The organism is Pseudoalteromonas sp. S4492, assembly GCF_005886115.1.
Taxonomy (GTDB): Bacteria; Pseudomonadota; Gammaproteobacteria; order Enterobacterales; family Alteromonadaceae; genus Pseudoalteromonas; species Pseudoalteromonas gelatinilytica.
Map to the genome: position 1 here is coordinate 267,735 of NZ_PNCP01000004.1, position 23,342 is coordinate 291,076.

Sequence of the window (23,342 nt, forward strand, 5' to 3'; positions counted from 1 at the left end):
AGTAATTATTGAAACTTTGTGAATATTAAACTTGTATTCATTTTAGTCAATAGGAAAATACGAAATAAAGATGAATTAATCCTGCTCATCTTTTCTACAGATTAGAGATAAAGCTCTAAAGTTTCAAATATTTAATCGTTATAAAAAGTCCTGTTGCTATGGCCTATTTAATTCTTTTATAAAATCTTTTTATAAAGTGGCCAACAAACCCGCAGCCTGCAGATGCAAAAAAAGTGCTTAACCATTGAGCAAGTCGCCATGCTAATTTCGATTTCTAGTATTTATTAACTCTGTGACATTTATCCGACTGCTAAAACACGGTAAACTCATTTTTATTAGTGCCAAAAGTTGCGAATTATCAACGAATGAAAGAACAAACAAAGCCGTTACGTATTGCCTTGGTGGCAGGTGAGTTATCAGGTGATATTTTAGGTGAAGGGCTAATAAAAGCACTTAAACGCCGTTTTCCAGATGCCATTTTTGAGGGCATTGCTGGCCCGCGTATGCAAGCGGCTGGTTGCAATACATTATTCGATATGGACGAATTATCAGTAATGGGCTTGGTTGAAGTACTTGGTCGATTACCGCGCCTACTTAAAATACGCAAACAACTGGTGCAGCATTTTATCGACAACCCACCAGATGTATTTATTGGCATTGATGCGCCTGACTTTAACTTACGTGTTGAAAAACCGTTAAAAGACGCAGGAATCAAAACGATTCAATATGTTAGCCCGTCAGTGTGGGCGTGGCGTGAAAAACGTATACATAAAATCAGTGCTGCCACTAATTTAGTGCTGGCACTTTTACCGTTCGAGAAAGCCTTTTACGATAAGCACGATGTACCTTGTACGTTTGTGGGCCACACACTGGCTGATGATATTGCTCTTGAGCATGACCAAACTGAGGCCCGTAATCAGCTTGGCTTAGCACAAACTGACAAAGTGCTTGCATTACTTCCAGGTAGCCGTGGTTCTGAAGTGGGGCTTTTAAGCGAAACCTATATTCAAACGGCGGCGAAATTACAAGCGCAAAATCCTGACCTTAAAATTGTGGTGCCGTTAGTCAATGAAAAACGAAAAGCACAATTTTGTGAGATTTTAGAAAAAACAGCCCCAGATCTAAGACTGCAATTATTGGACGGCCAGTCAAATCTTGCAATGCAAGCTGCTGATGCCATTTTACTTGCCTCAGGTACCGCAACACTTGAAGGTATGCTGTATAAAAAGCCGATGGTTGTGGGCTACAAAATTAAGCCACTCAGTTACTGGATTTTCAAAACGTTATTCACTTTTAATATTAAGTATTTCTCGTTGCCTAATTTATTAGCCGACGAAGAGCTCGTTCCAGAATACTTACAAACTGAGTGTAGTGTTGAAAACTTATCTGCAGCGCTAACACCTATGTTAAATACCGATAACAGCGAACTAAAAGCGCGCTTTTTAGCTATACATAAAGACATTAGATTAAATGCCAATGAACAAGCTGCAGCAGCAGTCGCGGAGTTACTAAATGCAAATTGAACGACCGAATGTTAATTATATTGCTGGTGTAGATGAAGTTGGCCGAGGCCCATTAGTAGGTGATGTTGTTACCGCTGCGGTAATACTTGACCCGAATAACCCCATTGACGGGTTAGCTGATTCTAAAAAGTTATCAGATAAAAAACGCCAATTATTAGCCGCAGAAATAAAAGAAAAAGCCCTGTGCTATGCCATTGGTCGCTGTAGCCCAACTGAGATTGACGAGTTAAACATTTTACACGCTACTATGCTCGCGATGAGCCGCGCAGTTGAAGGCTTAAGTGTAAAACCTGAGTTTGTTTTTATTGATGGTAATCGAGTGCCTAGCCAGTTAACTGTGCCAGCACAGGCGGTTGTAAAAGGCGATAGCCTCGTCGAAGAGATTTCGGCGGCATCTATTTTAGCGAAAGTTGCCCGCGACGAAGAAATGATTGAGCTTGATAAGCGTTATCCTGACTATGGCTTTGCAGGCCATAAAGGCTATCCGACTAAAGCACATTTTGCAGCACTTGAACAATACGGGGCAATTGCAGAGCATCGTAAAAGTTTTAAACCTGTTCAGCGCATTTTGGCGTTAAAAGGAGAGCAACTGTAATGCCTGCGCCGCAATTTGTTCACTTACGTGTTCACTCAGATTTCTCTATGGTGGATGGCCTAGCTAAAACTAAGCCAATTGTCGCTAAAGCAGAAGAGCTGCAAATGCCAGCGCTGGCTATCACCGATCAAATGAACTTGTGTGGTTTAGTACGTTTTTATGGCGCTGCCCATGGTGCCGGTATTAAGCCTATTGTTGGTGCTGATTTTTGGCTAAGAAGCCCTGAGTTTGAAGATGAACCTAGCCGAATTACCATCTTAGCGAAAGATAACGAAGGCTATAAAAACCTCACTTTATTGATCTCTAAAGCATACCAACGAGGGCATTTATTTCATCGCCCAGTGGTTGACCGTGAATGGCTGGTGGAGCACAAAAGCGGGTTGATTTTATTATCAGGCGCAAAAGATGGCGATTTAGGTAAAGCATTATTAAAAGGCAACCCAGCTCTTATCGAGTCTGTGGTTAGCTTTTATAAACAACATTTTAGCGATCATTACTACATTGAGCTTATTCGTACTGAACGTGCTTTAGAAGAAGACTATTTGCACTTAGCTGTTGAGCTTGCTGCAAAAGAGCAGTTGCCTGTGGTGGCAACGAACGAAGTGGTGTTTTTAAAACCAGAGAACTTTGAAGCTCATGAAATCCGCGTGGCAATCCATGATGGTTACACCTTGGATGACAAACGTAGACCAAAACGGTTTTCTGAGCAGCAATACCTTAAAACAGCTGATCAAATGGCTGAGCTATTCAGCGATATTCCCGAAGCGTTAGAAAACACCGTTCAAATTGCTAAGCGCTGTAATGTGACCGTGCAGCTCGGAACTTACTTCTTACCAGATTACCCAACCGGTTCGCTGAAAATTGAAGACTTCTTGGTGAAGGTCTCTGAAGATGGTCTTGAAGAGCGTCTTCAGTTTTTATTCCCCGATGAGCAAGAGCGTAAAGAAAAACGTGGTGAGTATGATGAGCGTCTGAAAATAGAGCTCGACGTAATCAACCAAATGGGTTTCCCGGGTTACTTCTTGATCGTAATGGAGTTCATTCAGTGGAGTAAAGATAACAATATTCCGGTAGGTCCAGGGCGTGGTTCGGGTGCGGGTTCATTGGTTGCTTACGCACTAAAAATTACCGACCTCGATCCACTCGAATTTGACTTACTATTCGAACGTTTCTTGAACCCTGAACGTATTTCAATGCCCGATTTCGACGTCGATTTCTGTATGGATAGGCGTGATGAGGTAATTGATCACGTAGCAGCGCTTTATGGCCGTGACGCGGTATCTCAGATCATCACCTTTGGTACCATGGCTGCAAAAGCGGTTATCCGTGACGTAGGCCGTGTACTTGGTCACCCTTACGGCTTTGTTGACCGTATTTCAAAACTAGTACCGGGGGATCCGGGCATGACCTTGGCTAAAGCGTTTGATGTTGAGCCGCGTTTACAAGAAGCCTACGACGGTGATGAAGAGGTCAAAGAGCTTATTGATATGTGTCGCATCCTTGAAGGCTGTACACGTAACGCCGGTAAGCATGCTGGTGGTGTTGTAATATCACCCACCACAATCACTGACTTTGCCGCTCTTTATTGTGATGATGAAGGTAAATTCCCGGTTACTCAATTTGATAAAAACGACGTTGAGACGGCAGGCTTAGTTAAGTTCGACTTCTTAGGGCTAAGAACACTCACCATCTTACAGTGGGCGCTTGATATGACCAATGAGCGCTTAGCCCGAGAGGGTAAAGAGCCGGTTGATATCAACGCTATTCCACTTGATGATAAGCCAAGTATTGAGTTACTACTTCGCGCCGAAACCACCGCGGTATTCCAGCTCGAATCCCGTGGTATGAAAGATCTTATTCGTCGTCTAAAACCCGACTGCTTCGAAGATATGATCGCACTGGTAGCACTATTCCGCCCTGGTCCATTGCAATCAGGCATGGTAGATAACTTTATCGACCGTAAGCATGGCCGCGAAGAGTTATCTTATCCTGATGTGCAGTGGCAACACGATAGCTTGATACCCATTCTAGAACCGACCTATGGTATCATTCTTTATCAAGAACAGGTAATGCAGATTGCGCAGGTACTGGCTGGTTATACGCTAGGTGGCGCTGACATGCTGCGTCGTGCGATGGGTAAGAAAAAGCCAGAGGAGATGGCAAAGCAACGTTCAACCTTCGAAGAAGGAGCTGTTAATAACGGAGTTGACGGCGAACTTGCAATGAAAATCTTCGACTTGGTAGAGAAATTCGCAGGTTATGGTTTTAATAAATCTCACTCAGCTGCTTATGCTTTAGTGTCGTATCAAACGTTGTGGATGAAAACCCACTACCCAGCAGAATTTATGGCTGCGGTAATGTCGGCGGATATGGATAACACCGATAAAATTGTTACCTTGGTAGATGAATGTGAAAACATGAAACTGATCTTGTTACCGCCGGATGTAAATGCCGGTGAGTACAAGTTTACGGTTAATCTACAAGGTGAGATTGTTTACGGTATCGGTGCGATTAAAGGGGTAGGTGAAGGTCCGGTTGATGCCATTTTAGAAGCCCGAAGCCAAGGTGGTCCGTTCAAAGACTTATTCGATTTTTGTGCCCGTGTTGACTTAAAACGTTTAAACAAACGGGTTGTTGAAAAGCTGATATACGCCGGCGCCTTAGATCAGTTAGGCCCTGAAAAAACACAGCCTGCACGTGCTACTTTATTAGCAAGTTTGCCAGATGCAATGAAATCAGCTGAGCAACATCATAAGGCTGAAGCAATTGGTCAAAGTGACTTATTTGGCTTACTGGCTGTTGAACCTGACGAAGTTGAGCAAGCGTTTAAAAAAGCAACGCCATTAACCGATAATGAGTGGTTAGATGGTGAAAAAGAAACTTTAGGTCTGTATTTAACGGGTCACCCAATTAATCAGTATCGTAAAGAGTTAAAGTATTATACGTCAGGAAAACTCGTCGATTTACAGCCAACTAATCGCGATGTGCAGTCAACGGCTGCGGGCTTAGTGATTGCAGCGCGTACACTGATTAACAAAAAGGGAAATCGTTGGGGTCTTATAACTTTAGATGACAAGAGTGCCCGTATTGATGTACGCTTATTCCCAGAACAGTTTGAAATGTACCAAGATTTGCTGCAAGTAAACAATATCTTGGTAATATCTGGACAGGTCAGCTTTGATAACTTCTCCGGTGGCATTACAATGACCGCTAGAGACATATGCACCATCGCTGAGGCACGTGAAAAACGTATAAAAGCGATTAAAATGACCTTGAACATGGTGCAAATCGAGGCGAACTTCTTCGATAATTTACAAAAAGTACTGGAACCTTATAAGTTTGGTACTTGTCCTATTAAAGTATTCTATCAACGTCCGGATGCGTTGGCTGAGATTACCTTAGGAACCGAATGGTGTGTTACGCCGAGTGATGACTTAATTCATAAGTTATCGCTGATGGCGGCGCAAGATGTAGAACTAGAATTTAATTAATTAGGTAGTTTAGAGCATGAGCCTCAATTATCTTGATTTTGAGCTTCCAATCGCAGAATTAGAAGCAAAAATTGAAGAATTACAAAATGTAAGCCGCGCTGGCGAATTAGACCTTGGATTAGAAGAGGAAGTCAGTCGATTAAAAGAAAAAAGTGCTGAAATGAAAGAGAAAATTTTCTCTGAATTAGGTGCTTGGCAGGTTTCTCAGTTAGCCCGTCATCCGTTGCGTCCTTATACTCGTGATTACATCGAGCGCATTTTCACGGAATTTGACGAACTAGCAGGCGACCGTACTTTTGCTAACGACCCAGCTATTTTAGGTGGTGTTGCACGTTTTGAAGGTCAACCAGTGATGGTTATTGGCCAGCAAAAAGGGCGTGACACAGCTGAAAAAATTAAACGCAACTTTGGTATGCCAAAGCCAGAAGGTTACCGTAAAGCATTACGCCTAATGGAAATGGCTGAGCGTTTCAAAATGCCTATCATGACATTTATCGACACCCCAGGTGCATACCCAGGTGTTGGCGCTGAAGAGCGTGGTCAAAGTGAAGCAATTGCACGTAACCTTAAAGTGATGGCAGCGTTAAAAGTACCAACTATCTGTACTGTAATTGGTGAAGGTGGTTCTGGTGGTGCATTGGCTATTGGTGTGGGTGACCGCGTTAACATGTTGCAATACAGCACTTACTCTGTAATTTCGCCAGAAGGTTGTGCATCAATCTTATGGAAAAGTGCAGATAAAGCACCATTAGCTGCAGAAGCAATGGGTGTAACAGCTGCACGTGTTAAAGAGCTTGATTTAATCAACAACGTCATTGATGAGCCGCTAGGTGGCGCACATCGTAATTACGATGCGATGGCGCGTAACCTTAAAAACCAACTTAAGCGTGACCTTGCTGACTTACAAAGCCTTTCAACTGATGAAATGCTTGATCAGCGTTATAAACGTTTAATGTCGTTTGGTTATTGCTAAACACAGCTTATAAATGAAAAAAGCCGCTTTTGCGGCTTTTTTTGTTTTATAATGCCGATAACACAGACGCTTGTATACCCATTGGTTTTTAATGCAAACATCAGATTTATTTCACCATTTTTTAGCACAACTACAGCCTTTGCTGACCGCTCAGCACAGCCGCTTTAGTGTTGCCTTATCGGGTGGTGTTGACTCGGTAGTGTTATTACATTTGATGAAGCAAGCTCAACAGCAGTACTCTGAGCTTAAGCTTGAAGCTGTGTATGTTAATCATGGTTTGAGTAAGCATGCCTCTGAATGGCAAGGATTTTGCCAATCGCTGTGTGAAGAGATCGATGTCGCATTTAAAGCCGTGCAGGTTGAAATTCAGCAGCGCTCGCGTACTTCACTCGAAGCACAAGCGCGAGAGGCTCGATACCAAGCCCTCGACGAAAACTGTATGTCAGGTAGCGTATTATTACTTGGCCAGCACTTGAATGATCAACTTGAAACCTTCTTACTTCGCCTAAAACGCGGTTCAGGCTTACAGGGTTTAGCGTCAATGCAACAACAGCGCTTATTAGCATCTGGGCGATTATGTTTTAGACCGCTGATTAATATTACTCGTGAGCAAATTGAACAGTTTGCTGATGAATTTGCTATTTCGCATATCACCGATGACTCAAATATTGATGAACGCTTTGACCGTAATTTTTTACGTCATCAGGTTATGCCTATTTTAACGGAGCGTTTTCAAGGGTTTGAAAAAAGTGCAGCGCGAAGTATTCGACTGTTACAGAAACAGCAAACGCTACTTGATGAATATACGCAAAGTGACCTTGCACAGTGTCAAAATGCGCAGGGTGGGTTAAGTTGCCTGGCAATTGCGCCCTTTAGCCAGCCTAGACAAGCAAACCTTGTGCGTGCGTGGCTGAATCAGTTTACCCATCAACTGCCTTCAGAAAATCAGCTACAGCAAATTATTGAGCAAGGTTTAACGGCCAAAGCCGATGCCCAGCTAAAAATTTGTCTGCAAAGCGGTGATGTTCGTCGTCATCAGCAGCATTGGTACTTTGTGAAAGAGCAGGCAATACCTGAGGCGATGGATATAACTTTGCAGAGCATTGTACTGACAGATGGCCGAACGCTAGCCGTGAAACAGGGCAAGGGTATTAGAAAACCACGGCAGGATGAGCAGGTACGGGTTGAATTTAATAGGCCGCAAGCGCGTATCAAACCATTGCATAAACCAGGCTCAAACACCTTAAAGCATTGGTTTAAAGATGCCAAAGTAGCTCCTTGGTTACGTGCGCAGACACCACTTATTTTTTATAACGATCAACTTGTGCAAGTTGTTGGCTACTTTGTTAGTGAGCAGCACAGTGTTGATGATGGAATTCTATGGGAGACACTTTATGAGTGAACAACCACATGTTGGTTTATCACTAGTTAATAAAGCACCACTTGGCTTTTTGCTGTCGGTGTTAGTGGCTGTTATTGCTGGTTTTGCTTATACAGAACTGACAATAAACACACTTTTTTATGCGCTTGCTGGCGGCCTTGTTTGCTCGTTATTGCTACTAGGTTACTGGTCAGGTAAAGGCGGTATTTTCTTTATATTGGGCGTGCTAACGCCTTTGGCATTAGTGATGGTATCACCCCTTACCACCATGGCTGCCTTACTTTACTTACTAAGTGGCTTTTTCTGTGGTTTTTGGTTGGTATTACTTGGTTATAAATTTATGAATAAAAAAGCCTAGCGGGGGATGCTAGGCTTTCTTTTTATTAAAATGCTCTTGCGCAATTTCTTCCAGCTGCTTTTGCCTTATAAAGACCTTTGTCAGCACGGGCAAACACTTCGTTTTCGCAGTCTTGGTTATTGGCGAGTGTATAACCAATACTTGATGTAACATCATACTGTGTCATCAAACCAGATTGAGAAACCAAGCTCATAATACGATCGGCAATCACTTTATTAGTGGTAAATTCAGGATCGTCAATTAACAATGCAAACTCATCTCCACCAAAGCGGAAAATTGAGTCGGTACCGCGCACACTACTGCGTAATACATTGGCAAATTCTTGCAGCACATCATCGCCAATTTTATGACCAAAGTTATCGTTTACTTGTTTAAAGTTATCTAAATCAAGCAGCATTAAACTAAATGGGCGATGTTGACGGCGGCAACGTTCTAGCTTTTGTGCCAAGCTGTCATTAAATTGACTACGATTATTTAAGCCGGTTAAAGCATCTTTAGTCGCTAAACGTAAAACACGGTTATACATAAGTGCATTACGCAGTGGGTAAACTAAAGCTGTATGTAGCTGCTTTAATTTTGCTTCAATCGCTTTACCCATAGGGAATTGGCTAAAATAAATTAGCTGCCCTAGTCGTTCACTTTCGATATCTAAATCAAAAGAATACGGCGTTTGACTGGTATCGCTACCAACGCTTTGTGACACTCCGAGTGCAGATTGGAATTGTAATCCAGATAAATTGATCAATTGCTTTGCGTGCTCTGCAAAAATCGTCAAAATACCTTCGATTGATAACGTGGTTTGTAACCTCGCGACCAAGTCATGTGGACTATTCGGTTCACTTATTCGGTAATGCTCTGCCGAAAACGGCAGAAACTCGCCTCGCGCAGACACCCGCTGCGTCAAAATATGGACATTTTCCATGATAATTCTCCCCCCGGAGTGTTTAGATACTCCTACATAGCGAGATTTGTGCCACATTTTTAAACTGGCTGAAAAACAGAAGGTTGCTATATTTAAAGGAGGGTACAGCTTTATCATCAAGTAGAAGGGAGTTTATTGCTTGCAAAATGTGCTGATTCAAGTGTTTGGCTTGCTCGTCGCTGCCGTATTATTTGTTTGGTTCTTCAAACGAATTGGTTTACCACCTATTCTTGCTTATCTTGCCACCGGCGTGCTGGCGGGGAGTCATGGTATTGGCTGGATGGCACAAAGTCATGAAATGCACTTTGTTGCCGAGCTTGGCATTGTCTTTTTACTGTTTAGCTTAGGGCTTGAGTTTTCATTGCCGCGTTTAATGGCAATGCGCAATATTGTATTTGGCCTTGGCTCCTTGCAGGTGGTGGTAACCAGCATTGTGTTTATGCTTATTTTACTGCTGCTAGAGCACAGCCTTTTAAATAGTTTTACCATTGCCAGTTTAATGGCGCTGTCTTCAACGGCTGTGGTGGTTAAGTTACTTAAAGAATCAGGAGACTTAAACCAGCGCCGCGGCCAATTGGCAATAGGGGTGTTGCTGTTTCAGGATATTGCCGTTGTCCCTTTACTCATTGTCTATCCTTTACTGGCTCAAAGTGGCTCTGAAGAAATTGTCGGCGCACTGGCTTTTGCACTTACTAAAGGCGCTTTAGTGTGTGTTTTATTGTTTGGTATAGGTAAATGGATTTTGCCTAAAGTATTTAGTGAAATAGCGCTGGTAAGAACCGATGAGCTATTTATGCTAACGACTTTATTGGTTGCCTTGTTTGCCGCAGGCTTGACTTACCTATTTGGCTTATCGATGGCGTTAGGCGCATTCTTAGCCGGCATGATGTTAGGTGAAAGTCATTATCGTCACCAACTAGAAGCCGACATTAGACCGTTTCGCGACATATTAATGGGGCTATTCTTTGTGACCGTCGGTATGCAGCTAGATGTGCTTTATGTGCTTAATAGCTGGTATTGGATCATCATCGTATTAGTTGGCTTATTGCTATTTAAAATTGCGGTGCTCGCGATTGCGGCGCAAGTGATGGGGGAGCGTAAGCAAGATGCCGTATCGGCGGGCATTATGCTTTGGCAAATGGGGGAATTTGGCTTTGTTTTAATTGCACTTGCTTCGCAGCACTTGTTGATAAGCTCAGAGCAAGCTTCGTTTTTAATTGCAGTTGGCGTACTTTCAATGGCGCTAACGCCTTATCTTATCGAAAAAACACCGCTCATTCTTAAAAAACTCGGCCTTTTAAGCCATGCTGGGCAGTATTGGCAACAGCCTGCTACTAGTAGTCCCTTGTATCAAAATCATGTCGTTATTTGTGGTTTTTCACGGGTTGGGCAAACTGTTGCGCGCTTTTTAAAGCCAGAAGCAATCGAATACGTCGCCGTTGAGAGCAACCCCATCTTATTACAAGAAGCAAAAGCGGCCGGTGAGCCAGTGATATTTGGCCACGTAAATCAAAAAGATATTTTAAAATCAGCGGGCGTAGAGCGGGCAAGGCTAGTCATTATTACCTTTACTGATTTTGAACAAACGCAAATAGTCGTTGATGCGATTAAACAAATTGCGCCCAAAGTAAAAATACTGGTACGAATGCGTGATGATACTGAACTTGAAACCCTCAAAGAACTCGGCGTGACTGAGGTGGTGCCAGAAACCCTTGAAGCAAGTTTAATGTTGGTTTCACATGTGCTGTATATGTCTGGCGTGCCGATGACACGGATCATTCGCCGTGTAAGTAAAGAGCGGCGCAACCGTTATAAGTTTTTAAATGGCTTTTTCACTGGCGATAAACTTGATGGCGAAGAGGCAAGTTCAGACAGGCTTGAGTATTTACATGTTATAGCACTGCCTGAGCATGCTTATGCGGTAAATCAGAAAATTAGTGAGCTTAAGCTTGAGCAGCGCCGTGTGTCGGTAAGAGCGCTGCGCCGACAAGACCGCGAAATTGACGCGCCTTCATCACAAACCATTTTATTGGCAGGCGACATTTTAGTGCTGCAAGGCAAGCCTAGGCGAGTAGAGCGGGTCGAACGGTTTTTACTCGATGGTATGGAGTAACAATAAGTTATTCCAGCTCTAAAAATTTACGAATTTCAGGTAATTTTTTGAGGCCGTCTTGGTAACCAATTTCTATAAGCTTTTGGGTATAACGTTTTTCAAACAGTAAGTAGCTCGTTAAACTTGATTGTGAACGTTTTTTCACACCGATCATACGCAATAAAAGTTTGATTGCCATGGGCATGTCATCATAAAACTGAGCAGCAATTGCATTAAAGTTTTGCGATGGGTTGATCACGCAAGTTTCGATTTGTTTTAACTCTTGGTGTTTGTCGCGGGCAGGTAACAGGCTCAGAGTGCGATTGATACGCTGTAAGCGCTCTAGATCAGACTGTAGCGTGTCGGTAAAGACGCTATCGAGTAAGTGACCAGCAATATTAGAAAGACCCGGGTAATGAGGCTGATAACCCGGTGGGTGCAATTCTTTTGGTTCATCAACACCAATAATAAAGATTTTTTCAGCACCTAAGTGTACCGACGGGCTCAGTGGTGAAAGTTGGTGAATAGAGCCGTCGCCAAAATAGTGGTTATAAACATTCACACTTGGAAACACCATAGGAATAGCGCTGGATGCCATTAGGTGATCAACATTAATGCGCGTTGCTTGCCCCTCACGTTTTGCTCTGCGCCAGGGCTTTTGTGTAAGTGACTGAAAAAAGGCCACAGAGTCACCCGTGGTATAGCTCGAAGCAGTAATCGAGACTGCATCTAGGTAGTTTTTATGTAGATTTCGTTCGATACGCGATAAATCGAGTATTTCGTGCAGCAGTTTTCGCAGCGGTTTATTGTTCAGCAAACTCGCTGGTGGGTGATTAATATGTTCAGATTGAAAGCTCGTGAGCATATTGCGAGTAATATGCAAAAACACACTTAAAAAGTCGCTTTTATAAACCTGAGAAGTCGAAAAGTTTTTCCACACCCATTCAAGTTTTTTGCATGCTAAATGCGCACACGATGCATAACATGCTAACGCAGCGGAATTAATTGCGCCAGCTGATGTCCCATTAATAATAGTAAAGGGCAGCGGTGCTGTGCGAGGCATACTTTGCGTTATCGCTTTAAGTACACCAACTTGATAAGCCGCTCGCGCGCCACCACCTGTTAGTAATAAAGCGATTTTAGAGTGCTGTGTTTTTTTTAACTTACTGCTCATGGTTGCATTTAAATACTTGTGCGTCTTTACTTTATTTATCAACTGTAAGTCTTTAAGCTAGAAGAAGCAAAGATTAGCTCAAGGCTAAATGTTTTTTTCGTATTTTTTATCTGTTTTATTTTAAGGGAGTGTCTATGTCAGAGCATTCGTCAGAACCTGAAGTACAAAAGGGTTCATCAAATAACAACCTGATTTTTGCGGTGGTTATTCTTCTCCTTGTAGCTGGTGTAGCAGCGTTTATTTTATTGAAACCCGAAGATAAACCAGTTCAAGTTGTTGAAGACATTGTTAGCGAACAAGCGCCAGTTGTTGAGTATCAAGAGCCAGAGCCTGAACCAGAACCTGAAGTGACAGAGCCTGAGCCAGAGCCCGTTGTTGTAGATACTGCACCAGAGCGTACTCCAGAGCCAGTTCCAGACGTTGAGCCACTACCAACGTTAAATGAAAGCGATGATGTGGTGATTGCGCGTATGGATGAAGTACTGAGCGACCAAGTGATGAGCTTAATGGTGACCGATGATCTTATTCGTCGTGGTGTTGTGTATGTTGATAACATTGCAAAAGGTAAAGTAGCATTAAGCCATGCGCCTGTTGAGCGCCCGAAAGAGTCGTTTAAAGTTATTGAGGGCGATATCTTAACAATCGACCCAAATAGCTATGAGCGTTACACGCCATACGTAAAACTATTTACTAGCCTAAGCGCTGCTCAAGTTATTCGTATGTACGATGAATACAAACCACTTATCAACGAAGCTTATGCAGAAATTGGCTACGAAGGTGATGCATTCACAGGCACGCTAGAAGAGGCGATTGACGTACTGCTTGATACACCTGAGCCAAAAGGTGATATGCCGCTTATTCGTAACTCAGTTACGTATCAATATGCTTACTCAGAGTGGGAAAGTCTACCTGATGCGCAAAAACAATTGTTGCGTATGGGTCCAGAAAATATGAAAAAAGTGAAAGCTGCGCTGCGCAACATTAAAGCTGAACTTGAAAAGTAAGCAATAACCCCCTTAATGACAGTGCGATTGTATACCAAGTATGCAATCGCACTTTCTTTTTCGAATACCCCTTGAATAACAGGCTAAAAGTAGAGATAATCCCTCCCGCGCCAAACAAGGCCCTCAATGGTAGTCTTATTGGTCCTCTCGCAACACTAGCAGGTGAACCTGGTCAGGCCCGGAAGGGAGCAGCCACAGCGTGTGACGTGTGTGCCGAGATGCGGCTGGTAAGACTGCCACCCAAAATCTTCTTTGGGTGACTTTCTTCATATCTATCTCTTTTTAAAACACGCTTTCGATACCGTCTTTTATGTTCTAGTTAAATTACGCAGATTTATTACCCTGTCTGAATAATGTCTCTGTAATTACAATTAACTATAGCTCCTTGGCTTCTAACACTATTTTACAAACACTCTAAATCCCCATGCAGGAATTGTGAGTTCTGTTGTTTGAGTCAATTCCATTGCCTGTTTTGAAAAAGCATCTGTGTATTTACCCAAAAACAATGGTTCTTTAAAGCTAACTGTTTGTGGCGCTTTTGATAGGTTGAATACGGCAAATACTTTATCGTTGCCTTTTGCACGAACAAAGCTTAGCACTTGATTTGGTGCGGTGTTTGGTACATGCACCATGCGGCCGCCAAATTGGCCATTCCACAGTGCTTCATTATTATGTTTGAGTGTAAATAATGATTGGTATAAGTCACCGACAGGGTGCTTTTGCCATTTGATTGGGTCACGTTCGAAAAAGGCGAGGCGTTTATCGTTACCTGCTTCTTGACCGTTATAAATCATCGGGAAGCCTTCACCAACGACAGATAATGCAATAACGGCTTCAAGTGCATCGCCATAGTTTTCGAACATGGTGCCTTCCCATGCATTAGTGTCATGGTTGGCAACACCTACAAGGCGGTAAGCCTCGGCTGGGAATGCACTTTCGTTCCATGAGTAATAAACGAAGAGGGCGCTGACATCAGCATGACCATTTACGATTTTATGCATGTGCTCAGACCATGACCACGCGTAAGTCATATCAAAGGCTTCGGCATGTAAATCGCGAGACTCCCACTCAGCCAGCATTAAGACAGGCTTTATGTTATCAAGCTCACGGCGGACATTATTCCAAAAATCTACCGGCACAAAGCCAGCCACATCACAGCGATAGCCATCAATACCGACTTCTTTTACCCAGTATTTCATCGATTCTGTCATGTATTCACGTAGAGCAGGTTTCGAATAATCAAAGTCAATAATGTCAGACCAATCCCACCACGGTGTTGGCCTAAATTGGCCTTTGTTGTCTCGGTCGTACCAATCGGGGTGTTCATATCGAAGCCAGTTATCCCAAGCACTGTGGTTTGCTACCCAATCTAAAATGACGTACATCCCCATATCATGGGCTTTGTTCACAAAGGCTTTGAGGTCTTCAAGTGTGCCAAACTCAGAGTTTACTTTACGGTAATCTTTTACAGAATAAGGGCTACCTAAACTGCCTTTGCGATTTTCTTCACCAATCGGGTTTATTGGCATAAGCCAAATAATATCAACGCCTAACTCTTTCAAGCGTGGCAATTGCTGCTGTGCTGCATTAAAGGTGCCTTCTTTAGTGAATTGACGCGTATTTAATTGATAAAGCACCGCATTTTTTGACCACTCAGGATGAATTAGTTTTACGTAAGGCTTGGGCTCATAGGCAGTGTTTGCAGTTTTAGTGTGTGTACATGCAGTAATGAGGCTTAGCAATAAAATAAGCAAACTTTTGGTTAGCAATGAATTCATGTTAGACCTTGTTGTCGGTTTTAGTTGTCGTGTAAAAAACACGCAGTCTGATAAATATATACCCTGATAATGAATGTAACAAATATGTGCATACGTATTCACAATGCAGTTACATAATCGATTAAGGTCTTATTTAATGGCTTAATTATAGGGGGTGGCGGATAAATACTTAAATGATTAAATAGGGTGGGGAAATATGTAAAAACGACAGCCAGGTGTAGCCAAGCTGTCGTTTAAATATGCTGAGCTAGGCTGAAATCATAAAAGCCGATTTACTGGCATCCCAGCTGATCAGTTTTTTAATTTCCAGCTCTTTTATAATGGTTAGTAATTCAGAGTCACTTAGGCAGCAGCCTTGTTTTAGTTTATCGAGTGATATCTCTTTATTACGGCTATGAAGCTTAGAGGCCAACATAATACGGTAGATTAATTTTGACTTACGGTTCATAACGCATCTCCTCCACATTTTTGTTGATAGCGTTTTAGTTGCTACTTGGTTTTTATAATTTGGTCTAATGTGTACTGATGATTTTTTCGACTATGAGGGATCTTTTTAGCCAAGTCAATCAATATAGGATAAAAATCATACAATATTGAATCAGCAGGATAAACGTAGAAGTGAAATTGTAACGCATTGAAAGTAAAGTAAAATAAAATTTCTGCTTGGGAAGCCTAGTCTATGAACTCGTCACGGCTAATTGCAATGACATCATGCAGCGCTTTAAATAGTAAATGCTTTTCAATGGGTTTGCCTACGTGGCCATTAAAACCACAGTTCATGTATTCGATGATATTTTCTTTCATCACGTTGGCAGTCAAGGCAATAACAGGCACCTCTTTATCAATGCTACGAATATGTGAGCAGGCTTCGATTCCCCCCATAGTTGGCATTTGTATATCCATTAAAACTAAAATGGGGTTTAGTTGTTTAAATAGCTCGACTGCTTCAGCGCCATCTTTTGCAAAATGAAGATCTGCGTTGGTTTCTGCAAGCATCGATTTGATGATCATTGTATTGAGTGGGTTATCTTCAGCAATTAGTACAGTTTTAGCCGATAAGTCAGGTGCGGTTACATCGGTAAAGCTATCATGTAAGTGCTGCTTTTCAGATACTTTGAGCGGTAAATAAACGGTGAAATGGGTGCCTTTACCGAGCGCGCTGTCTACATCAATACTGCCATTCATACGGTTAATAAGATTCGCGGTGATCGACATCCCTAATCCAGTCCCGCCAAAACGTCGTGTTATACTGTTATCGGCTTGCTGAAAACGGTTAAACAGATGCATTAAACCTTCTTTATTCATACCAATGCCGGTATCAATTACTTCTATCTCAACACCTTGTTTTTGGCTTTGCGAAGATTTATTAATTTTTACTTGCACGCCACCTTGCTCGGTAAATTTAACGGCGTTAGAAACCAGGTTTAAAATAATTTGTCGAACCCGAACTGGGTCTCCTATCCATAAATCTTCAACGTCATCGTCTATATCTATGTTTAGTTCGATTGCTTTTTCGTTACAAAGCGGCAGAAAATCAGAATTGATTGATTCAACGACCTTCGACATCGAAAAGTCCACCTGTTCAATTGAAAGCTCGTTCGCCTCCATTTTCGAAAAATCTAAAATATCGTTGATGATAGTAAGGAGTGATCGACAAGAAAACAGTGCTTTAGACACAACTTCTATATTTTTCGGTTTTTGAATATTTGGCTGCAAAATTTGTAAAAGCCCCATAATGCCATTAAGTGGGGTACGTATTTCATGACTCATATTAGCTAAAAATTCTGATTTTATTCTCGCGCCTTCTAAAGCGCGCTCAGTAAGCTCAATCTGTTGTTTATAAGAGTTTGAAAGCTTTCTAAAGTAAATAAGCAATATGCTAGTGAGCAATATAATTGTTAACACATGCACGATGTAAGCAATTTGGAAGTTTTCATCAATGGCGATGCTTTTATCTTGAAGCATTAACTTTACATGCCGCTCGAACGCGGCAAGTGCCTTCAACGCATCTGTATCATCTACTTTTACAGTGGTATCTATCTGCTCGCTAGTCGCGCCATTAGCTATCATTCTTAAAACAATATCGAGTTTATCTTCATATTCAATAACCGTTTTTTTAACGTCAGTAAGCGCAGTCTGATCGTACTCTTTTATTGCGCTAAGTTTGGCAAGGATCTCTTTTATTTCGATGAGTTCCTTTTCAATGGGCGGAAGATACAGTTCTGTATTTTTTCTGAGCACTAGGTTTTTAAAATGGTGAATAAAGCCACCATACCCGAGTTTTTGAATTAGCTTGTCGTGGAGTACATAAACGTTAGCGGCGGTTTTTGAATAGTCATGCCATTGTGAGTCGACATTTTTGTAAAAGAATAATGAGGTAACAGTGAGCGACGTTACTAATGCAATCACGATAATTGCATTCACTTTCAACTTGTTTTTAGTTTGCTGCAACGCTTTTGTCATCAGTTTACCGCACCTATCTTACTGTTAATTTAAGCATAGCAGTATTTTTTTCGTTCACATAAGAAAGGCCTATGTCAGAATGACTTTTTGTGAGGATAATAAAAAACCTTAACAACTAAGCTAAAAATAACTTAAAGCGAATAATTAAGTTTTTTTAAAAAAGTTTGAAATCAATTTCACTGTACTTTTTTTGTACGTGGTGTATCTTAAGTTGGTACGAAATTTTAAGGTTTCATTGAGTGTAAGTTAACACTCATCTGTTAATTGGAGTAAAGGATATGCACGCACACACAGTCAAAGAATCAACAGCGACTATTCAATCGGGTGTCGCAAAAGCGGATGGTAAGCTTTTAGTGACTGAACAAGAGATTGTTTTTGAACCGTTTAATAAAGAGTTAGGCTTAGGTCCATACACACTTTCACGAGCGCACATCAATAACGTTGATAAGTGTTCGGGTAAAGGTGCGGGTATTCTACCAATTACAGCAGATGGAATTCGCATTACTCTAAATAACAACGATGTATTTGAGTTCATCCTAGCAAACCCTGATGAGTGGCTAAGCGTACTTGCCCACTAAGCAAACCTTCAAAAAGTCGGCATATTATAGCAAGTTGTCATAATGTGCCGTGTTAGCCTTTCATTAATTATTTTCCTTTCTTCGCAACACATTGATCTCAAACAATACTAAGGCGAACTTCTTAGGTTATTTTACACATCTAAACCATTAAATTGCTCGTTGCTTATTAACGGAGGCTCTTGGGCAAATGATCAACTTAGATGAACAACGCCTAGTTTCGCTTGAACGCGGTTTTCATATTCCACCAAAACCTGAGCTATTGAGCCAAATTGCCGATGAAATGCAAAAGTCGGATGCAAGCTTAGATAAAATAGCCAATTTGATCTCTCGAGACATTAGCCTGTCGGCCTTATTATTAAAAACTATAAATAGCCCGGTGTTTGGCTTACAACGCACCATTAGTGATATACGCCAAGCGGCGATGTTTTTAGGGTTAGATCAGCTTAATCGGCTAGTCACCTTAGCCTTGCTTAAGCAAAATTTTAAAGGTAATGCCTGTATTAGCTTAGAGCGCTTTTGGGATGAGTCGGTTGAAGTTGCAAATGCCTGTGTACTGCTAGGAAACAGTTATAAGTCATTAATGCCAGTGGACGAGCTTTATTCATTAGGGCTTTTCCATAATGTCGGTATTGCTGCTATGGCATTAAAGTTCAGAGATTATGTTGATGTTCTTAAACAAGCAAATCTAGCTAAAGAGCTGGCTATCACCGACCTAGAACAGGCTCGTTATCAGTGCGATCATGCGGTGATTGGTTATTTTATCTCGGTATCATGGCACCTTCCAAAGCCACTTTGTCATGTTATTTTAAATCATCACAACACGCACTTTTTAGAGCAAAACAATGATGAGCAACAACGTATGGCGTATGCCATCTTAAAATGCGCGGAGAGTGCTGTGGACTATGCCCGTCACCAACAGTATTCGAGCGAGTGGTTTAAAATTAAAGAGCAGTGCTTTGCAGAGCTGGGTATTGTTGATCAAGATTTTGCCGATATGGTCGAAGATTACGTCGACAATGCGATGGCTAGTTAAAGCCAATTAGCGTTTATTTCCTATCATCTTAACTTCGATGAGTTTGCGAGTGGTGAGTTATCATCACTCGCTTTTTTATATCGAAAGAAAGTATGCATTACTATACTTTCCTGCTGTAGCAAGGCATCATAACTTTTTTCTAAGGAGAGGTTATGATGCTTAAATCTTTGTTGTTACTGGTTTTATGTAGCAGTTCTGCGATGGCTGCTACAAGTCTGCCGGATAATCGTCATATTGTTGTTAAAGGTGAGGCTGTTGTACGTACTGCCCCCGATAGTGCTGATATCACGTTAGAGTTTGAAGTTGTAAAAGCTGAAAGCGTGCAGGCTAAGCAGCAAGTAGATGCGCAAGTCAATGAACTCCTTGCGGGCTTAAATAATTTCTTTATAGACGAAAAAAGTATCTCTGCGGGTCGAATTTTCGTAGAGCCGAACATGCGTTATGACGAAAATGATAATCAAGTTAAAGATGGTTTTCGAGCCACGCGAAAGGTCAAAGTCAGCCTTAAAAAACTCTCCCTTTTGGACGGATTTTTAAATTTTGCGCTTAAAGTGGGTGTCAATCAAATCGAGCAAATTCAACTTTTATCAACCAAAGCCTCAGATTACGAGCAAGCCGCTCTTGATAAAGCAGTAGCGAATGCCAAACAGCAGGGAAGTAGCCTCGCTAGCGCATTCGAAGCGAAACTTGGTCGGGTGTATAGTATTCAATCGCAAGAGGTAGGTAGTCACTTTGGCTATGGTAGCAATACAAATATTGAACGAATTATGGTTACGGGCTCACGTATTAATACAGTCCCAGAAGGTAAGTATCTACAAGAGTCGATTACCTTCAGAGCAAGTGTCAATGTTGTGTTTGATTTGGTGGTTGAGTAATTAATGAGATTTTTTAAGTACAGCGTTTATCTATTCCTTTTGTTGATGGCATTCAGTGGTCTTGCCGCAACAAAGCACCTAAATATCGTCAAACCTGTGGTTGCGGTATTTAAGGCGGGTGACAAAGCTGCCATTGCCAAGCGAGTGCATTATCCTTTGCAGCGTAAAGCGCCGCTGCAAGCAATAGAAAATGAGCAAATGCTCATAGAAAAGTTTGAGCAAATTTTTGATAAAGAGTTTGTCGAAAAAATCGTGAACTCAAGTATTCGCCATGATTGGGAAATGATGGGGTGGCGTGGCATTATGTTTGATTCAGGCAAATTGTGGTTAGACTTTGATGGCTCCATTTGGGCTGTGCCTTATGAATCAGAGGCAGAAAAAGCACGACGCGAAGCATTGATTGACGAGCAAAAACAAGCATTACACAAAAGCCTCCGTGAATTCACAAAGCCGATACTAACGTGGCAAACTAAACAGCATTTAATTCGTATCGATGAACTGGCTGATAATCAATACCGCTATGCAGCATGGGAGGTTGATCAATCAATGCAAGATGAGCCAAGCCTAGTGATAACAGGGGGCACATTAAGTTTTGATGGCAGTGGGGGGAATCATTTTTACACCTTTACTAACAACGGTTATCGTTATGTCTGTCATGTTACCGTGCTTGGTACTGAGCACTCACCGCCGGGGCTTTTAGAGGTATTTAAAAATAATGTACAGATATTGTCTGAGCCTGCTTCAAGTTTTTAGGCTGTTTTTCTTATTTTGTACTACACTGATTCTTTCAAAGGAGTCTCGTTCTAAGGAGTCTCATTTAAAGGAGTAAGTTGTGGGTACAAAGTTCTGGATACTAAGAGCCGCTAAAGTTTTTACGCTGGTGGCTATTTTGTTATTTATGGTGGAAATTCTAAAAGGTCACGAGACGCTCAGCGCGTTAGGTTTTGCGCTGCTTTGGTCTTTTATTGCCACGGCCATTTTTATCGCAACCCGTTTATATCATTCATCAAAAGGGCGCCACTGTGCACTTTGTAATGACACCCCTGATGATAAAAAAGCGAGTTAGCTTAGGTTATTAACAAACACGCCGCCCCATACCAACGCACAAATCGTTAAAGCAATCAGTACGGCTGCGGATCCTAAGTCTTTAGCTAGGCCTGATAATGGATGAATTTCAAGGCCTATTCGGTCTATGGCGGCTTCAATTGCCGTATTGACGACTTCAGCAAACATCACAAATAGCACTGATACAAGCAGCATAATTTTCTCATACAGGCTAATCTGCCAAACAAAAACCACTGCTATGGCAAGCACCAACAGAATCAGCTCTTGTTTAAAAGCAGACTCATGCTTTGCTAACCACGTGAATGCACGTTGGGAGTTTTTGAATGCGAGGCGAATACGTTTAATGCCAATGGGTTTGTTAGTGCTATCAAATTGCATAGTATGAAATCTCTATTTCGTTAGCTTTGTGTTGAGCAAGCATTAAAGATATCTTGCTCTGGGTGATATTCAGTGCTTTGTACATGGGTTAAGCCAAGTAAGGTGTCAAAAATGTTATCGTGCGAAAAAGCATGGTTACGCTGCTGTTCGATACATTGATTAAAGCGGGTATCGGCGAGTTTATTACTCCAAAACAGCATAGGCACTTGGGTTTGCTCTTTAGGCGCTAACGCATACGGGAAGCCATGTAAGTACAAGCCTTTTTCACCTAGTGATTCACCGTGATCAGAAACATACAGCAGGGCTTTGTCATCCGCCTGACTGTTTTGCAGTAAATTAATAAGTTTACTGAGCACTAGGTCGGTATAAGCAATGGTATTATCATAGGTGTTTGTGAGTTGCTCACTGCTACAATTTTGGATATCGCTACGTGGGCAATCAGGCAAAAATTTACTGTCTTTTTCTGGATAGCGGCGATAGTAGGTTGGCCCATGTGAACCAATCATATGTAACACCACTAGTTGGTGTTTCGCATCACTTTTGGCAAGCTTTGCAGCTAACTCTTCAACCAGTACTTCATCAAAACAATAGCGTCCGTCACAAAGTGGGTTGCTCTTTGTAGGTTCTACAGTTTGTGAGTTTACCCGTACGCAAACCCCTTTACAGCTGCTATTGTTATCAATCCACGTTACTTCGACACCACTTCGTTGAATGATATCTAGGGCATTTTCTTGGCTTTGCGCGATGCGAGAATCATAGTGATTGCGGTCTAAGCGCGAGAACATGCAAGGTACAGAAATGGCCGTTGCGGTGCCACATGAACTAACATCACTGAAATATTTAACGCCAAGTTTAGGGGTATATTGATTAGTTGGCTTGTCGTAACCTTGCAGTGAAAAGTTTGCTGCACGGGCTGTTTCACCTACCACCATAATCGTCAGTGAACTTTGTTGCTTAGCTAATAGGTGCGGTGTTTTATCTAAGACTTTAAATGGTAAAGGTGGATAAAAATAATTATCGCGCAGGTACTTATAGCCCGCAGTATAAAATGCAAAAGGGGTAATGTAGCTGGTTAATTGGCGATTATTTCGCCCTACAGATGCGTAATCTTTATAAAAAGGAACGGCAATAACAGCTACAGCAATAAACGCTGTAACGTTAAGAAGCGCAAAGCTTTTAAGACGAACACGAAAGTTTCCGACAATTTTAAAGCGAGAAAACAAGTAAGCAGGCAGTACGCCTAGCACAGCAATAAAAGCGATAACTTGTACATTAAGGTATGAAAATGCCTCGCCTGAATTTGTTTCTAAGATATTTTGCAGCATGCTTTTATCAAAGATAACACCGTAATTTAAGGTTGCATAAAACAACAACGATGAAACCACGATGCTTGTTAAAAGTACCGGTTTAACAAAGGTGATTAGCGATAACCAACTTAACACCATTGCCGTCAGTGCTAATAAGAAAAACGGTACGCTTGCTATAAATAACCAATTGACATGTTCAGGTTTGCTGGCTGCTTCAAGCATGTTAAATAAAAACAGGCCATTAAATGCAATAACCAAGTACAACGACACCAGCCAGACAAATTGGCTGTAGCTAACGTGCCATTTTTTAGTAAGGAGTTGTTTAATTTGCATGCTCATAATCATTCCTCAT

20 protein-coding genes and 1 other RNA gene are annotated in these 23,342 nt (G+C 41.8%); 14 read left to right on the forward strand and 7 right to left on the reverse strand.

Translation table 11 applies throughout. The features are described from left to right. The first annotated feature begins 365 nt into the window (after positions 1-365). The 6 genes from lpxB to CWC28_RS01955 all read left to right on the forward strand — a co-directional run bounded on the left by lpxB (position 366) and on the right by CWC28_RS01955 (position 8,321). Entirely contained in the window at positions 366-1,523 is a 1,158-nt protein-coding gene (lpxB, locus tag CWC28_RS01930; protein WP_138624636.1) for a lipid-A-disaccharide synthase, read from the forward strand. Next, complete coding sequence (rnhB, locus tag CWC28_RS01935; protein WP_105175190.1) at positions 1,513-2,118, forward strand: ribonuclease HII; 606 nt, start codon at positions 1,513-1,515, stop codon at positions 2,116-2,118. The genes lpxB and rnhB overlap by 11 nt, the downstream gene beginning before the upstream one ends. Next, positions 2,118-5,609 (forward strand): DNA polymerase III subunit alpha, encoded by a 3,492-nt coding sequence (dnaE, locus tag CWC28_RS01940; RefSeq protein ID WP_138624637.1) that lies wholly within the window; start codon positions 2,118-2,120, stop codon positions 5,607-5,609. The genes rnhB and dnaE overlap by 1 nt, the downstream gene beginning before the upstream one ends. 16 nt (positions 5,610-5,625) lie before the next feature. Then, complete coding sequence (gene accA, locus CWC28_RS01945) at positions 5,626-6,582, forward strand: acetyl-CoA carboxylase carboxyl transferase subunit alpha (protein WP_063706877.1); 957 nt, start codon at positions 5,626-5,628, stop codon at positions 6,580-6,582. A 91-nt stretch (positions 6,583-6,673) separates the two neighbouring features. Beyond that, positions 6,674-7,984 carry a tRNA lysidine(34) synthetase TilS gene (gene tilS / locus CWC28_RS01950; RefSeq protein ID WP_063706880.1) on the forward strand — a complete coding sequence of 437 codons (1,311 nt, stop codon included), beginning with the start codon at positions 6,674-6,676 and terminating at the stop codon, positions 7,982-7,984. Next, positions 7,977-8,321 (forward strand): hypothetical protein, encoded by a 345-nt coding sequence (locus CWC28_RS01955; protein ID WP_105175187.1) that lies wholly within the window; start codon positions 7,977-7,979, stop codon positions 8,319-8,321. Before tilS ends, CWC28_RS01955 begins: the two co-directional genes overlap by 8 nt. 25 nt (positions 8,322-8,346) lie before the next feature. On the opposite strand, the gene CWC28_RS01960 is transcribed toward CWC28_RS01955, so the two are convergent. After that, positions 8,347-9,243 carry a GGDEF domain-containing protein gene (locus CWC28_RS01960; protein ID WP_105181533.1) on the reverse strand — a complete coding sequence of 299 codons (897 nt, stop codon included), beginning with the start codon at positions 9,241-9,243 and terminating at the stop codon, positions 8,347-8,349. Between the two features lie 139 nt (positions 9,244-9,382). Between CWC28_RS01960 and CWC28_RS01965 the strand changes: the two genes are divergently transcribed. Continuing rightward, positions 9,383-11,356 (forward strand): monovalent cation:proton antiporter family protein, encoded by a 1,974-nt coding sequence (locus CWC28_RS01965; RefSeq protein ID WP_138624638.1) that lies wholly within the window; start codon positions 9,383-9,385, stop codon positions 11,354-11,356. Positions 11,357-11,363: 7 nt separating this feature from the next. Here CWC28_RS01965 and CWC28_RS01970 read toward each other — a convergent pair whose 3' ends face one another. After that, complete coding sequence (locus CWC28_RS01970) at positions 11,364-12,509, reverse strand: patatin-like phospholipase family protein (RefSeq protein WP_063706888.1); 1,146 nt, start codon at positions 12,507-12,509, stop codon at positions 11,364-11,366. 134 nt (positions 12,510-12,643) lie between these two features. On the opposite strand from CWC28_RS01970, the gene CWC28_RS01975 reads away from it, so the two are divergent. Both CWC28_RS01975 and ffs read left to right on the forward strand, forming a co-directional pair. Next, entirely contained in the window at positions 12,644-13,513 is an 870-nt protein-coding gene (locus tag CWC28_RS01975) for a DUF3014 domain-containing protein (RefSeq protein WP_105175186.1), read from the forward strand. Between the two features lie 136 nt (positions 13,514-13,649). Then, positions 13,650-13,746: signal recognition particle sRNA small type (ffs, locus tag CWC28_RS01980), an RNA gene on the forward strand. A 165-nt stretch (positions 13,747-13,911) separates the two neighbouring features. Here ffs and CWC28_RS01985 read toward each other — a convergent pair. From CWC28_RS01985 to CWC28_RS01995, 3 genes are all read right to left on the reverse strand, one after another. Further along, positions 13,912-15,291: an alpha-amylase family glycosyl hydrolase gene (locus CWC28_RS01985; protein WP_138624639.1), complete on the reverse strand. Its 1,380-nt coding sequence runs from the start codon at positions 15,289-15,291 to the stop codon at positions 13,912-13,914. 247 nt (positions 15,292-15,538) lie between these two features. Further along, positions 15,539-15,739, reverse strand: coding sequence for a hypothetical protein (locus CWC28_RS01990; protein WP_063706895.1), 201 nt, complete (start codon positions 15,737-15,739; stop codon positions 15,539-15,541). A 224-nt stretch (positions 15,740-15,963) separates the two neighbouring features. Next, positions 15,964-17,754 (reverse strand): ATP-binding protein, encoded by a 1,791-nt coding sequence (locus CWC28_RS01995; RefSeq protein WP_063706897.1) that lies wholly within the window; start codon positions 17,752-17,754, stop codon positions 15,964-15,966. A 278-nt stretch (positions 17,755-18,032) separates the two neighbouring features. Here CWC28_RS01995 and CWC28_RS02000 point away from each other — a divergent pair, with 278 nt between their 5' ends. The 5 genes from CWC28_RS02000 (at position 18,033) to CWC28_RS02020 (ending at position 21,306) form a co-directional block, all read left to right on the forward strand. Further along, positions 18,033-18,332, forward strand: a complete 300-nt coding sequence (locus tag CWC28_RS02000; RefSeq protein ID WP_063528276.1) for a hypothetical protein — start codon at positions 18,033-18,035, stop codon at positions 18,330-18,332. 187 nt (positions 18,333-18,519) lie between these two features. Beyond that, positions 18,520-19,365 carry an HDOD domain-containing protein gene (locus CWC28_RS02005; protein ID WP_063706899.1) on the forward strand — a complete coding sequence of 282 codons (846 nt, stop codon included), beginning with the start codon at positions 18,520-18,522 and terminating at the stop codon, positions 19,363-19,365. Positions 19,366-19,517: 152 nt separating this feature from the next. Next, complete coding sequence (locus CWC28_RS02010; protein ID WP_138624640.1) at positions 19,518-20,240, forward strand: SIMPL domain-containing protein; 723 nt, start codon at positions 19,518-19,520, stop codon at positions 20,238-20,240. Positions 20,241-20,243: 3 nt separating this feature from the next. Continuing rightward, positions 20,244-20,993 carry a hypothetical protein gene (locus CWC28_RS02015; protein WP_063706901.1) on the forward strand — a complete coding sequence of 250 codons (750 nt, stop codon included), beginning with the start codon at positions 20,244-20,246 and terminating at the stop codon, positions 20,991-20,993. 79 nt (positions 20,994-21,072) lie between these two features. After that, positions 21,073-21,306 (forward strand): hypothetical protein, encoded by a 234-nt coding sequence (locus CWC28_RS02020; protein WP_063706903.1) that lies wholly within the window; start codon positions 21,073-21,075, stop codon positions 21,304-21,306. Here CWC28_RS02020 and CWC28_RS02025 read toward each other — a convergent pair. Beyond that, positions 21,303-21,683: a diacylglycerol kinase gene (locus tag CWC28_RS02025; protein WP_058586251.1), complete on the reverse strand. Its 381-nt coding sequence runs from the start codon at positions 21,681-21,683 to the stop codon at positions 21,303-21,305. The two genes, CWC28_RS02020 and CWC28_RS02025, sit on opposite strands and share 4 nt — an antisense overlap. A gap of 20 nt (positions 21,684-21,703) precedes the next feature. Continuing rightward, complete coding sequence (locus CWC28_RS02030; protein WP_063706905.1) at positions 21,704-23,329, reverse strand: phosphoethanolamine transferase; 1,626 nt, start codon at positions 23,327-23,329, stop codon at positions 21,704-21,706. Between the last annotated feature and the right edge of the window lie 13 nt (positions 23,330-23,342).

What these genes read in the sequence shown, in the direction of transcription:
- lpxB (WP_138624636.1), top strand. Translation starts at nt 366, where the DNA reads ATGAAAGAACAAACAAAGCCGTTACGTATTGCCTTGGTGGCAGGTGAG.
- rnhB (WP_105175190.1), top strand. Translation starts at nt 1,513, where the DNA reads ATGCAAATTGAACGACCGAATGTTAATTATATTGCTGGTGTAGATGAA.
- dnaE (WP_138624637.1), top strand. Translation starts at nt 2,118, where the DNA reads ATGCCTGCGCCGCAATTTGTTCACTTACGTGTTCACTCAGATTTCTCT.
- accA (WP_063706877.1), top strand. Translation starts at nt 5,626, where the DNA reads ATGAGCCTCAATTATCTTGATTTTGAGCTTCCAATCGCAGAATTAGAA.
- tilS (WP_063706880.1), top strand. Translation starts at nt 6,674, where the DNA reads ATGCAAACATCAGATTTATTTCACCATTTTTTAGCACAACTACAGCCT.
- CWC28_RS01955 (WP_105175187.1), top strand. Translation starts at nt 7,977, where the DNA reads ATGAGTGAACAACCACATGTTGGTTTATCACTAGTTAATAAAGCACCA.
- CWC28_RS01960 (WP_105181533.1), bottom strand. Translation starts at nt 9,243, where the DNA reads ATGGAAAATGTCCATATTTTGACGCAGCGGGTGTCTGCGCGAGGCGAG.
- CWC28_RS01970 (WP_063706888.1), bottom strand. Translation starts at nt 12,509, where the DNA reads ATGAGCAGTAAGTTAAAAAAAACACAGCACTCTAAAATCGCTTTATTA.
- CWC28_RS01975 (WP_105175186.1), top strand. Translation starts at nt 12,644, where the DNA reads ATGTCAGAGCATTCGTCAGAACCTGAAGTACAAAAGGGTTCATCAAAT.
- CWC28_RS01985 (WP_138624639.1), bottom strand. Translation starts at nt 15,291, where the DNA reads ATGAATTCATTGCTAACCAAAAGTTTGCTTATTTTATTGCTAAGCCTC.
- CWC28_RS01990 (WP_063706895.1), bottom strand. Translation starts at nt 15,739, where the DNA reads ATGAACCGTAAGTCAAAATTAATCTACCGTATTATGTTGGCCTCTAAG.
- CWC28_RS01995 (WP_063706897.1), bottom strand. Translation starts at nt 17,754, where the DNA reads ATGACAAAAGCGTTGCAGCAAACTAAAAACAAGTTGAAAGTGAATGCA.
- CWC28_RS02000 (WP_063528276.1), top strand. Translation starts at nt 18,033, where the DNA reads ATGCACGCACACACAGTCAAAGAATCAACAGCGACTATTCAATCGGGT.
- CWC28_RS02005 (WP_063706899.1), top strand. Translation starts at nt 18,520, where the DNA reads ATGATCAACTTAGATGAACAACGCCTAGTTTCGCTTGAACGCGGTTTT.
- CWC28_RS02010 (WP_138624640.1), top strand. Translation starts at nt 19,518, where the DNA reads ATGATGCTTAAATCTTTGTTGTTACTGGTTTTATGTAGCAGTTCTGCG.
- CWC28_RS02015 (WP_063706901.1), top strand. Translation starts at nt 20,244, where the DNA reads ATGAGATTTTTTAAGTACAGCGTTTATCTATTCCTTTTGTTGATGGCA.
- CWC28_RS02025 (WP_058586251.1), bottom strand. Translation starts at nt 21,683, where the DNA reads ATGCAATTTGATAGCACTAACAAACCCATTGGCATTAAACGTATTCGC.
- CWC28_RS02030 (WP_063706905.1), bottom strand. Translation starts at nt 23,329, where the DNA reads ATGAGCATGCAAATTAAACAACTCCTTACTAAAAAATGGCACGTTAGC.